Below are 12,332 nucleotides of genomic sequence, written 5' to 3'. Positions count from 1 at the left end.
TTACTCGCTAACTGGCCCGCCGCAGCGGAAGACAGGCCGGACCGATCGGGTCGAAGGCCTTGTAGGTGAGGATGAATTCCTGATGGCCCAGGGCCTCGGAGACGGTGCGTTCGCCGCCGGCCACGGCCAGGACCAGGTCGTAGATCTCGGTCCCGACCTCGTCCAGGGTCCCACGCCCTTCCATGATCCGCCCGGCGTCGACGTCCATGTCGCCGCTCAGCTTGCGATAGGTCTCGGGATTGGCGCAGATCTTGATCACCGGCGAGATCGCCGAACCGACCACCGAGCCACGCCCGGTGGTGAACAGGGTGATGTGGGCCCCGCAGGCGATCAGCTCGACGATCTCCGCATTGTCCGAGATGTTGGGAAAGCCAAAGCGCGCCTCTCCGTCCGGCACCACGTCCAGCAGATAGAGGCCGCCGCTGGGCGGCAGGTCGCCGGGCTTGAGGATGCCGACAATCGGCGCCGAGCCCGACTTCGAATAGGCGCCCATCGACTTTTCTTCCTGGGTGGTCAGCCCGCCCTCGGCGTTGCCCGGCGCGAAACTGCCGTACCCCATGACGGTGTAGTAGGCCTCGGCCTTCTGGACGCTCTTCTCCAGCTCCAGGCCCAGTTCGGGCGTGATCGCCCGGCTGGCCATGATCGTCTCGCAGCCGACCAGCTCGCCGGTCTCCTCGAAGACGCAGGCCGCGCCCTCGGCGCCCAGCCGGTCGAAGGCCCGGCCGACGGCGGGGTTGGCGGTAATGCCGCTGGTGCCGTCCGAGCCGCCGCAGATGGTGCCGATCACCAGTTCCGAGACCGCCATCGGCGCCTGCGGCGTCTGGCTGGCGACCGCCCGCAAGCGAGCGACGGCCTGCAGGCCCTTGGCGATGGTGCTGGCGGTGCCGCCGTTCTCCTGGATCACGAGGGTCTCGACCGGCCGCCCGCTGGCCTCGATCGTCGCCCGCAGCTGTTCGCGGTTGAAGCTTTCGCAGCCCAGCGACACCAGCAGCACCCCGCCGACATTCGGGTGGGTTGTGATCGCCTGCATCACCTTCAGCGCATAGGCGTTGGGGTAGCAGCCGGGGAAGCCGATCAGGTGAACCTCGGTGTCGTCGCTCTTGGTGACGATCGCCCGGGCCACGTGGTGGGCGCATTCGACCAGATAGGCGACGGCCACGACGTTGCGGATGCCCTTGCGGCCGTCGGCGCGCAGATAGCCGCGCAACGGGTGCGACATGGTCATGATCCTTTCGCGCCCGTCGCCTGCCGGGTGTGGCTGGCGATGTAGTCGCTCTTCATGTTGTGCAGGTGAACGTGGCCGCCGGCCGCGACCGGCGCGGTGATCGACCCGATCGGCGCGCCGTACTTCAGCACCTTGTCGCCGACCACGAGGGCCCGGCGGGCCAGCTTGTGGCCGACGCCGACATCGACGGCGGCCGTCACGGCCTGGCCGTCGATCATCAGGGCCTGACCCGCGCGCACCGGCGCGCTGAGCACCAGCACGTTATCGTCGGGATGCAGCAGGATCAGACTCATCGGGACTCCGTGGACGTCGGCGCGTCCGGATGCAGCAGACCCTCTGCGCGAAGATCCTCCCACAGGGCGTCGGGAATGGCGTGCGCCGCCCAGGCCAGGGCCTGACGCACCTGCGCCGGGTTCGACATGCCGGGAATGACGCTGACGACCTGCGGGTGGGCCAGCGGGAACTGCAGGGCCGCGGCGGCCAGCGGCGTGGCGTGGGCCAGGCAGACGGCCTCCAGCCGCCGGACGCGGTCGAGAATCTCGGCCGAGGCCGGACCGTAGTTGTAGTGGGCGCCCGGCTTGACGCCCTCGACCAGGACGCCCGAGTTGAACGGCCCACCGACGATGATCGACACGTCCCGGGCGGCGCAGCGCGGCAGGAAGCGGTCCAGCGCCGTCTGTTCCAGCAGGGTGTAGCGTCCGGCCAGCAGGAAGACGTCAAATTCGCCCTCGTCCAGCGCCGCGTCGCAGATCTCCCATTCGTTGACGCCCAGGCCGATGGCGCCGACGACGCCGCTGTCGCGCAAGGCGCGCATCGCCTTGTAGCCGCCGCCGAAGAACTCGCGCCGCCGAGCGGCGTCGTCCTCACCATGAGTGACCGCGCCCAGGTCATGGGCCAGCAGCACGTCGACGTGGTCGCGCTTCAGGCGCTGCAGACTGCTCTCGAACGAGCGCATGACCCCGTCGTACGAATAGTCGAACACAGGCTCGAACGGCGCGGCGCCGACGAAGCCGTGGCGCTCGGCCGCCGGATCGGCCTCCGGCGCCGGGCGCAACAGCCGGCCCACCTTGGTGGAGACCTTGACGTTCATCGGCAGCGCCGCGCCCAGGCGGGTCTCGCTGAGGCCGAAGCCGTAATGCGGCGCGGTGTCGAAATAGGCCAGGCCGACGGCCAGGGCCGCGTCGACGGTCTCGCGCGCGGCGGCGTCGCTCACGGCGGCGTAGAGATTGCCGATCGCCGCGGCCCCGAAGCCCAGCGGCGGCAGGTTCAATCGGCCGGGACGCTCCGCCCGACCAGGGATAGAGGCCTGCACGGCGTCGGCGACGGTCACTGGAATTGGCCTCCAAGTTCGACAGAGATCTCGTCGGCCGCCGCCTGGATCGCCGCAATGGTGTCGGGCGCGGGGATCGCCGTGGGCGTTTCGACATAGGGCGAGGTCAGGGCCGCGGCGACGCCTTCGGGTCCAAAGATCGGCGCCGACAGGTCGACCACCAGCCGGGTCACGTCGCTCGAAGCCTGGACGTGCCGGTCGGCGCGGGCCTTCTCGGCCTTGGCTTCGAACTTGGCCCAGACGCTCCGGCTGACGGTGGGCTCAAGGCGCGCACGCCACTCCTCGCGCACGCTCTCGGGCTGAAAGGCGTAGAGCACCAGACCCGACGTCGCCTCGACGAGGGGGCGGTGATAGCCGACGCGCACCGAGAAGCCCTGGTTGCCGGGGGCCTCGATCCTGGCCACCACCACCATTTCGGCGGCGCTGGCCACCGCCAGGTGGCACGACTGGCCGATCACCTCCGAGAGGCGCCGCATCACCGGCAGGGCCGCCTCCAGCACGCTCTTGGCCGGCGCCCGAGTCATGCCCAGCGAAAACAGCCTGTTGGTCAGGACCAGGCCGTCCCCCGCGGGGGTGTTGGCGACATAGCCGCGCTGCTCCAGCACCTGGACCATCCGGAACAGCTCGCTGACCGAGCGATTCAGCGCGGCCGCGATCTGGACCATGCCCATGGGCTCGCCGCGGGCGGCCAGCAGCTCAAGCACGTCCAGGCCCTTCTCGAGGGCCGGGGCGCGATATTTGGCGGAGGTCTCTTCGGACTCGGTCATGGCCCTATATCCGATAGAAGCGGCGACATGTCCCGCCGAACAGGGCTTCCAGATGGGTCGGATCGGTCAAGCCGCTGAGGTCCCGCGCCAGGGCCAGCCAGCCGGCATAGTCGCCCGCCAGGTTCAGCACCGGCCAGTCGCTGCCCCACATCAGGCGTTCCGGGCCGAAGGCGGCGACCAGATGGGCGACATAGGGCGACAAGGCCCCGTCCCCCTGCCCCGGCGCGGCCTCGGTCAACAGACCCGACAGCTTGCAGAACACCTGCGGATGGCTCGCCAGGGCCTCGATGCCCCGCGCCCACGCGCCGTCGCGGTCGCCGGCGGCGATCGGCGGCTTGGCGCCGTGGTCGATGACGATGGCCAGGTCGGGCCGGCGGCGCGCCAGGGCCAGCAGATGCGGCAGGTGGCGCATCAGCACCAGGGCGTCCAGCGACAAGCCGTGGGCGACCATGGCGTCGAACGCCGGGTCCAGGCTTGGCGCGGCGATCCACGCGTCGTCGTCCAGGCTCTGCAGCATCGGCCTCAAGCCGCGCAGCTTGGGGTTTCGGCTGAGCGTCGCGATGCGGTCCGGGGCGGCGGACGACGCCAGGTCGGCCCATCCCACCACGCCCTGCACCGACGGCTCGTCCGCCGCCAACGCCAGCAACCAGTCGGTGTCGCGGTCATCGGGCTGGGATTGCACCAGCACGCTGCCCGCCAGGCCGACCGCCGCGCCGACCGCCGCCAGATCGGCGGGGCCGAAATCGCGGTGGATCGCCGCCAGGTCCGGCGGAGGCCAGGAAAAGCCGTTCTCGCCCACGCGCCAGAAGTGCTGGTGGGCGTCGATCAGCACGAGACGATCGCCTTGATCACCCCGGCCTGAGGCTCCATCCAGCCTGGCAGGGCTTCCGCGACTTCCGCCAGGGTCGCGGCGTGGGTGTTGAGCGCCTTGGTGGGGACCTTGCCCGCCCGCATTGCCGCCACCACCGCGTCGAAGTCCTCGGGGGTGGCGTTGCGGCTGCCCATCAGCGTCGTCTCACGCTTGTGGAACTCGGGGTCCGAGAAGGCGATGTTGGCCCCGACCACCGAGATCAGCACATAGGCGCCGCCATGACCGACATAGGCGAAGCCCGCCTCCATGGCCCTGGGGTTGCCGGTGGCGTCGAACACCACGTCGAAGAAGTCGCCGGCGGTCAGGTCGGACAAGGCCTGCCGCGTCTCGTCGCCCAGGCTCACCACATGGTCGGCGCCCAGGTGGTCGCGACAGAAGTCCAGGCGGTCCTGGCGGCTGTCCAGCGCCGTGACGACCCCGCCCTGCAGCTTGGCGAACAGGGCGGCGGCGATGCCGATAGGACCGGCGCCGACCACCAGCACCGACTGTCCCGGCGTGATGGCGGCCCGGCGTACGGCGTGCGCGCCGATGGCCAGGAACTCGACCATCGCCGCCTCGTCCAGGCTGATCCCTTCGGCCTTGCGGACAAAGCCCTCGGGCACGGCCAGGTACTCGGCCATGCCGCCGTCGCAGTGTACGCCCAGGACCTGGATGTTCATGCAGCAGTTGGGCTTGGCCTTGCGGCACGCCGCGCAGGTCCCGCACGACATGTAGGGCATCACATAGACCGGATCCCCCGAGACCAGGCCGCCGCCCGTGGGGGCCGCGACCACCTCGCCGGCCAGTTCGTGGCCCATCACGCGCGGATAGGCCAGGAAGGGCTGGGTCCCGCGATAGATGTGCATGTCGGTGCCGCACACCCCCACGCGGCGCACACGGATCAGCACCTCGCCATCAGCCGGCTCGGGGATGGGGCGCCGCTCCAGGACCAGGTGTCCCGGAGCCGCGCAGACTAGGGCGTCCATCATCAGTGAGCTCCGGCTGGGGCGGTCTTCAGGTCTTCGCGAGTGGCGCGGCCGGCCGTGAAGCCGAACAGCCCGACCACCGCAAAACAGGCGCAGGGCACCAGGATGGCCAGGTCGATGGCCGTGGCGTCAGAGACGGCGCCCATCAGGGTGGTCAGCACCGCGCCGCCGATGATGCTCATCACCAGGAACGACGAGCCGGTCTTGGTCAACGGCCCGAGGCCCTTCAGCGAGCCGGCGAAGATGGTCGGGAACATGATCGACATGAAGAAGCTGGTCGAGGCCAGGGCGTAGAGCCCGACCTTGCCGCCGACCAGGGCGGCCACCAGGGTCAGGCCGACATTGATCGCCGCGAAAAGCCCCATCAGCAGCGACGGGCGCACGCGGCTCATGGCGGCCGTGCCGACGAAGCGTCCGGCCATGAAGCCGACCAGCGACCAGGACAGATAGGCCGCCGCCGCCTTCTCGCCCAGGCCCGGCAGCTCATGCTGGGCGTAGCGGATCATGTAGCTCCACACCCCGACCTGGGCGCCGACATAGAAGAACTGCGCCGCCACGCCGAACACGAAGCGGGGCCGGGCCAGCAGGGCCGGGATCGCCTGGGCGGCCGGCAGGCCGGCCTCGTCCTCGCCGGGATCGGGCCGCCCTGCCTGGTGGGGAAACTTGGTCAGGGCCACCAGCAGGGCCCAGCCCAGCACGACGGCGGCGATGATCAGGTATGGGACCTGGGTCGAATGGGCCTCGGCGGTCTGGAAGGCCTGCAACTGGGCCGGGGTCATGGCCGCGAACTCGGCCTTGGTCGGCTCCACGCCCGACAGGATGAACTGGCGACCGACCACCACGGCGGTGATTGAGCCCAGCGGATTGAAGGCCTGGGCGAAGTTCAGGCGCTGCTCGGCCTTGGCCGGGTCGCCCAGCACGGTGATCAGCGGATTGGCCGAGGTTTCCAAGAAGGCCAGGCCCGAGGCCAGGACGAACAGGGCGGCCAGGAAGAAGGAATACTGCCGCGCCTCGGCGGCGGGCCAGAACAGCAGGGCGCCCAGGCCGAACAGCAGCAGGCCGACGATCACCGCGGCCTTGTAGCCGTAGCGGCGCATGACCGCGCTGGCCGGCAGGGCCAGGAAGAAATAGCCCAGATAGAACGCCATCTGCACCAGGCCCGACTGCAGGTCGGTCAGGAAGAAGGCCTTCTTCAGGTGGGGAATCAGCACGTCGTTGAGGTTGTTGGCCACGCCCCATAGAAAGAACAGGGCGACGATGAGTACGAGCGGGGCGAGGGCCGTCCGCTCCGATGGGCGTTGTTCCATGGGGCTTCCTTCCAGGGGGACGATTGACCCGGCCCCGTTTATCTGGGACGAAAATCACCACATATGAAATGGCGCGTCAAATATGAAAGAGCGCCTGGTTCAATGGAGGAAAACGCCATGGCCACGCGGCACTGTCTTGCGCTGGACCTTCACGACGATCCCGAGACCATCGCGGCCTACCGGCGCTGGCATGCGCCCGGCGGTCCGCCCGCCGCGGTGACCGAGTCGATCCGCCGCGCCGGCATCCTCGACATGCAGATCTGGCTGACCGGCCCACGGCTGTTCATGATCATGGAGACCGGGCCGGACTTTTCCCCCGAGGCCAAGGCCGCCGCCGACGCCGCCGATCCTGACGTCCAGGTCTGGGAAGCGCTGATGGGCAAGCTGCAGAAGGCCCTGCCCTGGGCCGCGCCGGGCGAGAAATGGACGCCGGCCGAGCAGATCTTCAGCCTGGCCGAGCAGCCCTGAGACGCTTCAGCTCACGAACGGGAACGGCGAGATGGCCTTGCTGGCCTCCTCGACCAGCAGGGTGCGGTTGATCGGCGCGGCGGCCCGTTGCGGGCAGGCCGGCCGCTCGCAGATGCGGCACGACGGGCCGATCTCGACCGCTGCTGGCGCGGCGATGTCCAGGCCCCGAGCATAGACCAGCTTGCCGGCGTGCTTGAGCTCGCAGCCCAGCCCCACCACCAGTTCGTCCTCCAGCCCCGCCTGCAGGCCCGACACCCGCCGCACGGTGCGCGACACGGTGAAGTAGCGCTCGCGGTCCGGGGTCTCGATCACCTGGGTGACGATCCGCCCCGGGGTCTTGAAGCTGTCGTGGACGTTCCAGCGCGGACAGGCGCCGCCGAACCGCGAGAACGGGAACGGACCGGCCGCGAACCGCTTGGAGATGTTGCCCGCCGCGTCCAGCCGCATCATGAAGAACGGCACGCCGCGCGACCCGGGCCGGCTGAGGGTGGTCAGCCGCTGGGCGGCCTGTTCGTAGCTGATCCCGAACCGCGAGCGCACCCGCTCGATGTCGTAGCCGCTGGCCTCCATGGCGGCCAGGAACGGCTCGTAGGGGGTCATGATCGCCGCGGCCAGGTAGTTGTCGAGGAACACCTTGAGCAGCTGGCGCGTGGCCCGGTCGGGGGCCTGGAAGCGGTCGGTCAAGGCCGACAAGGTCTCGCCGGCCTCCATCAGGCCCAGCTGGTAGCACATGGCGAAGATCCGGCTGGCCGGGGCCAGGGTCTCCGACAGCATCAGCCGCTTGCGGTGATGGTCGTAGCGCCGAAGCGACCCGGTCATGGTCTCGACCGGCATGACCCGCGCCTGGATCCCGAAGCGTTCCAGTAGCCGGGCGCGGACGGCGGGCCCAAGGTCCTGGGGATCGGCCTTCATCGCCGCGACGATCGGCTCGGCCGCGGTCTCCAACTCGGCGAAGTGGTTGCGCTGCGCGCCCACCAGATCCCGCACCCAGTCCGTCGGCGAATGGGACGACACCGGCGCCGCCCCGTCCGGCCGCTCGAACGCGCCCAGGTCGATCAGCCGCCCCCGGTCGAGATAGGCGCGATAGAGCCGCGCCATGGCCTCGGCGATTCCCGGCGACAACTCGGCCACCTCGGCCGCCTCGTGTCGGCTGACGCCCAGATCGGCGAACATCTTGTCGGCCAGCACCTCGTCGAGGCCCGCCCCGCCGCCCGGATCGTCAGCCGACAGGCTGCGCAGGTCCAGATCGTAGGCGTCGGCCAGGCGCAGCAGGATCTGGGCGGTGACCGGCCGCTGGTTGCGCTCCAGCAGGTTCAGGTAGCTGGCCGAGACGCCCAGGTTCTCGGCCATGCGGCTCTGGGTGACGCCCAGATCGCGCCGCAGCCGCTTAAGCCGGCCGCCGAGAAACAGCTTCTTGTCGTGGTTCGCCATCCGGTCACGTTGTCACGTATTTACAATAATTACAAAGTCGATTTGTGACAAATTGCCTTCAATAGGTTCGACGCCGACCGCACCGCGACCCAAGCTCTCCCCACGAACTTTCCCCGGCCTCAGCGGCCGAGCCGACGATGGGACGAAAAGAGCATGACGCTGCGCAAGACCTACGCCCAACACCGCCAAGAGCTGCTGGCCCGCTATCCCCAGGGCGTTACCCCCGGCGGCGTCGCGGTCGACGACATCATCCAGCTGAAGCTGCAGAACACCTTCTCCACCCACCTGGACATCGCCCGCGAGATGGCCGGCGTCATGCGCGCCGACATGGCCGCCTACGACGCTGACGCCGGGCGGTTCACCCAGTCGCTGGGTTGCTGGTCGGGCTTCCACGCCCAGCAGATGATCAAGTCGGTCAAGCGCCTGCGCGGCACGACCAAGGGCGCCTATGTCTACTTGTCCGGCTGGATGGTGGCGGGCCTGCGCAACCGTTTCGGCCACCTGCCCGACCAGTCGATGCACGAGAAGACCTCGGTCGTCGACCTGATCGAGGAGATCTACGTCTCGCTGCGCCAGGCCGACGAGGTGGCGATCAACGACCTGTTCAAGACCCTGCGCGCAGCCCGCGAGGCCGGCGACAAGACGGCCGAGGCGGCGGCGATCGCGGCCATCGACGGCTTCGAGACCCATGTCGTGCCGATCATCGCCGACATCGACGCGGGCTTCGGCAACGAGAACGCCACCTACCTGCTGGCCAAGGAGATGATCAAGGCCGGCGCCTGCTGCCTGCAGATCGAGAACCAGGTCTCGGACGCCAAGCAGTGCGGCCACCAGGACGGCAAGGTCACCGTGCCGCGCGAGGACTTCATCGAGAAGCTGCGCGCCTGCCGCCTGGCCTTCGAGGAGCTGGGCGTCGACGAGGGCGTCATCGTCGCCCGCACCGACAGCCTGGGCGCCGGCCTGACCCAGAAGGTTCCGGTCAGCCAGGAGCCCGGCGACCTGGCCAGCGACTACATCAAGTGGCTGAAGACCGAGCCCATCACCCCCGACAACCCGATCCTGCCGGGCGAGCTGGCGCTCTATCGTGACGGCCGGTTCGAAAAGCCCGTACGCATGCCCAACGGCCTGTTCGCCTTCCAGGAGGGCACTGGCAGGGCGCGGGTGATCGAGGACTGCATCGCCTCGCTGACCCAGGGCGGCGCGGACCTGCTGTGGATCGAGACCGACACGCCCAATGTCGACGAGATCGCCTCGATGGTGGCCGAGATTCGCAAGGTCGTGCCGAACGCCAAGCTAACCTACAACAACTCGCCGTCGTTCAACTGGACGCTGAACCTGCGCCGCCAGGTCCGCGACCAGTGGATCGCCGAGGGCAAGATCCATAAGGACAGCTATCCCGACGGCGCGGCCCTGATGTCGGCCGAGTTCGACGCCAGCGACCTGGGCCGCGAGACCGACGAGCGCCTGGCCCGCTTCCAGGTCGACATCTCGGCCCGGGCCGGGGTGTTCCACAACCTGATCACCCTGCCGACCTTCCACCTGACGGCCAAGAGCATGGACGAGCTGTCGCGCGGCTATTTCGGCGACGACCGCATGAAGGCCTACGTCAATTCGGTGCAGCGCGAGGAGATCCGTCGCGGCGTCTCGGCGGTCAAGCACCAGCACGAGGTCGGCTCGGACCTCGGCGACAGCTTCAAGGAAATGGTCGCCGGCGAACGCGCCCTGAAGGCCGGCGGCCACGCCAACACCATGAACCAGTTCGCCGCCGAATAGCCGACGCCCCTTCCCTCTCCACCCGATCGAGGAGTCATCCCATGACCACCACGCGATTTGCGCCCGTCGCCATGCCGAACCCCGCCGACCAGCAGCGGGCGGTCGACCGGGTGGCCGAGGCCTCGCACCGCCTGAACGAGGCGGTGCGGCGCGCCACCGAGGCCGGCTATTCGGTCGAGCTGGTGCGCACCTCGCGCCACCACGACGGCGCCGGAAACTGGGGCGACCAGATCGTCCCGACCGTCCGCCCCGGAACGAGATAACCCCGTCTCCGCTCATCCGGCGAACGCCGGGACCCAGATGGAAGAGCTTTGAGGTTGACGCCAAAAGCGCCGAGCTCCTCCCATCATCCCATTTGCCATAGGATCTGGGTCCCGGCGTTCGCCGGGATGAGCGGATCAAACTGTCGTCCCAGATATCGCGTCCAACAGGATTTCCCATGCCCCTCGACATCGCCGCCAACGTCCAGATCAACGGTCCTGTCGAGGGCCGCGCGGTAGAGGTCCTGACGCCCGAGGCCTTGGCCTTCGTGGCCGATCTGCACCGGCGGTTCGACGCCCGTAGACGCGCCCTGCTGGCGGCGCGCGTCGCCCGCCAGGCCCGCTTCGACGCCGGCGAGCTTCCCGACTTCCTGCCCGAGACGGCCGAGGTGCGAGCCGCCGACTGGACCGTCGCGCCGATCCCCGCCGACCTGCAGGACCGCCGGGTGGAGATCACCGGGCCGGTCGACCGCAAGATGATCATCAACGCCCTCAACTGCGGGGCCAAGGTGTTCATGGCCGACTTCGAGGACGCCACCTCGCCGACCTGGGCCAACGTCCTGGAGGGTCAGGTCAACCTGAAGGACCGCTGGTCCGGCGACCTGACCCATGTCGACCCCAAGTCCGGCAAGAGCTATGCGCTGGGACCCAACCCGGCCGTCCTGAAAATCCGCCCCCGTGGCTGGCATCTGCCTGAACAGCACATGGAAGTGGATGGCCAGCCCGTGAGCGGGGCCTTGTTCGACTTTGGCCTGTACCTCTTCCACAACGCCAGGGCCACGCTGGCGCGGGGCTCGGGTCCCTACTTCTACCTGCCCAAGCTGGAGAGCCACCTGGAGGCGCGCCTCTGGAACGAGGTGTTCGTCCACGCCCAGGGGGCGCTGGGTCTGCCGGTCGGCACGATCAAGGCCACGGTGCTGATCGAGACCATCCCCGCCGCCTTCGAGATGGACGAGATCATCTACGAGTTGCGCGACCACATGGCGGGCCTCAATTGCGGCCGCTGGGACTACATCTTCTCGTTCATCAAGCGCCTGGGCCGCCGGTCGGAATTCCTGACGCCGGACCGTTCGGCCATGGTGATGGGCAAGGCCTTCCTGGGCGCCTATTCGCTGAAGCTGATCCAGACCTGCCACCGGCGCGGGGCCTTCGCCATGGGCGGCATGGCCGCCCAGATCCCGGTCAAGGGCGACGACGCCGCCAACCAGGCCGCCTTCGCCAAGGTCCGGGCCGACAAGGAGCGCGAAGCCGGAGCCGGCCATGACGGCACCTGGGTCGCCCACCCCGATCTCGTGCCCGTGGCCATGGAGGTCTTCGATCGCCTGATGCCGACGCCCAACCAGCTGGACAGGCGCCTGGCCGATCTCGACATCACCCAGGCTCAGATGCTGGAGCTGCATGACGGCGACCGCACCGAGGCCGGCGTGCGCGAGAACATCCGGGTCGGGGTGCGCTACACCCAGGCCTGGATCGAGGGCCGGGGCGCCGTGCCCCTCTACAACCTGATGGAGGACGCCGCCACGGCCGAGATCTGCCGCACCCAGCTGTGGCAATGGATCCGCCTGGGCGCCGACCTGGCCGACGGCCGGCAGATGAGTTCGCAGCTGTTCGTCAGCCTGCTGACCGAGGAACTGGCCGACCTGCGCCGCGACTTTTCCTCACCCCGCCTGGAGGACGCCGCTCTGCTGTTCTCGCGGATGGTGCTGTCCGACACGCTGGAGGAGTTCCTGACCCTGCCGGCCTACGAGCTGATCGCCTAGGGTTCGGACCCGATCGGAATCGGCCTTGCGGTCCTCTTGACGGAGGATCGCGAGGCGCGTCGTCGTGATCTAGCGGAGTCTCCGCTTCCCCCTTCCCGCCTGTAGAGATTTCACCTATCGATTTGATAGGAACAATCAATTTTACCTATGGCGGGAAGAGCGTTGTCTAGGCGGG

General features: G+C 68.9%; 12 protein-coding genes. 4 read left to right on the top strand and 8 right to left on the bottom strand.

The features are described 5' to 3' along the window. Positions 1–7 precede the first annotated feature (7 nt). Genes EV278_RS20515 through fucP form a run of 7 tightly spaced genes read right to left on the bottom strand, consistent with a single transcriptional unit; the run spans position 8 to position 6,465 of the window. Positions 8–1,219, bottom strand: a complete 1,212-nt coding sequence (locus EV278_RS20515; protein WP_132095554.1) for a UxaA family hydrolase — start codon at positions 1,217–1,219, stop codon at positions 8–10. Between the two features lie 2 nt (positions 1,220–1,221). Beyond that, the gene (locus EV278_RS20510) at positions 1,222–1,518 is read right to left on the bottom strand and encodes a UxaA family hydrolase (protein WP_132095516.1); all 297 of its coding nucleotides are present in this window, start codon (positions 1,516–1,518) and stop codon (positions 1,222–1,224) included. After that, a complete protein-coding gene (locus EV278_RS20505; protein WP_132095514.1) occupies positions 1,515–2,555 on the bottom strand; it encodes an aldo/keto reductase in 1,041 nt (346 codons plus the stop codon). Before EV278_RS20505 ends, EV278_RS20510 begins: the two co-directional genes overlap by 4 nt. Next, a complete protein-coding gene (locus tag EV278_RS20500; RefSeq protein ID WP_132095512.1) occupies positions 2,552–3,322 on the bottom strand; it encodes an IclR family transcriptional regulator in 771 nt (256 codons plus the stop codon). Before EV278_RS20500 ends, EV278_RS20505 begins: the two co-directional genes overlap by 4 nt. Before the next feature lie 4 nt (positions 3,323–3,326). Further along, the gene (locus EV278_RS20495; RefSeq protein WP_132095510.1) at positions 3,327–4,154 is read right to left on the bottom strand and encodes an amidohydrolase family protein; all 828 of its coding nucleotides are present in this window, start codon (positions 4,152–4,154) and stop codon (positions 3,327–3,329) included. Continuing rightward, complete coding sequence (locus tag EV278_RS20490) at positions 4,148–5,161, bottom strand: zinc-binding alcohol dehydrogenase family protein (RefSeq protein WP_207905538.1); 1,014 nt, start codon at positions 5,159–5,161, stop codon at positions 4,148–4,150. Before EV278_RS20490 ends, EV278_RS20495 begins: the two co-directional genes overlap by 7 nt. Next, positions 5,161–6,465: an L-fucose:H+ symporter permease gene (gene fucP / locus EV278_RS20485; RefSeq protein WP_132095508.1), complete on the bottom strand. Its 1,305-nt coding sequence runs from the start codon at positions 6,463–6,465 to the stop codon at positions 5,161–5,163. Before fucP ends, EV278_RS20490 begins: the two co-directional genes overlap by 1 nt. Positions 6,466–6,582: 117 nt before the next feature. Here fucP and EV278_RS20480 point away from each other — a divergent pair, with 117 nt between their 5' ends. Further along, positions 6,583–6,933, top strand: a complete 351-nt coding sequence (locus tag EV278_RS20480) for an L-rhamnose mutarotase (RefSeq protein WP_132095506.1) — start codon at positions 6,583–6,585, stop codon at positions 6,931–6,933. 6 nt (positions 6,934–6,939) lie between these two features. On the opposite strand, the gene EV278_RS20475 is transcribed toward EV278_RS20480, so the two are convergent. Beyond that, on the bottom strand, positions 6,940–8,364 hold the full coding sequence (locus EV278_RS20475) for a helix-turn-helix transcriptional regulator (RefSeq protein ID WP_132095504.1): 1,425 nt from the start codon (positions 8,362–8,364) through the stop codon (positions 6,940–6,942). 153 nt (positions 8,365–8,517) lie between these two features. Here EV278_RS20475 and EV278_RS20470 point away from each other — a divergent pair, with 153 nt between their 5' ends. The 3 genes from EV278_RS20470 (at position 8,518) to aceB (ending at position 12,157) form a co-directional block, all read left to right on the top strand. Continuing rightward, complete coding sequence (locus EV278_RS20470) at positions 8,518–10,137, top strand: isocitrate lyase (protein WP_132095502.1); 1,620 nt, start codon at positions 8,518–8,520, stop codon at positions 10,135–10,137. Between the two features lie 71 nt (positions 10,138–10,208). Next, positions 10,209–10,400, top strand: coding sequence for a hypothetical protein (locus EV278_RS20465; protein WP_132095550.1), 192 nt, complete (start codon positions 10,209–10,211; stop codon positions 10,398–10,400). 176 nt (positions 10,401–10,576) lie between these two features. Further along, a complete protein-coding gene (gene aceB, locus EV278_RS20460; protein ID WP_132095500.1) occupies positions 10,577–12,157 on the top strand; it encodes a malate synthase A in 1,581 nt (526 codons plus the stop codon). The last annotated feature ends 175 nt before the right edge of the window (positions 12,158–12,332 follow it).

This window comes from Caulobacter sp. BK020 (assembly GCF_004342605.1).
In the GTDB taxonomy this organism is placed as follows: domain Bacteria; phylum Pseudomonadota; class Alphaproteobacteria; order Caulobacterales; family Caulobacteraceae; genus Caulobacter.
This window is presented reverse-complemented; position numbering and strand designations above follow the sequence as displayed.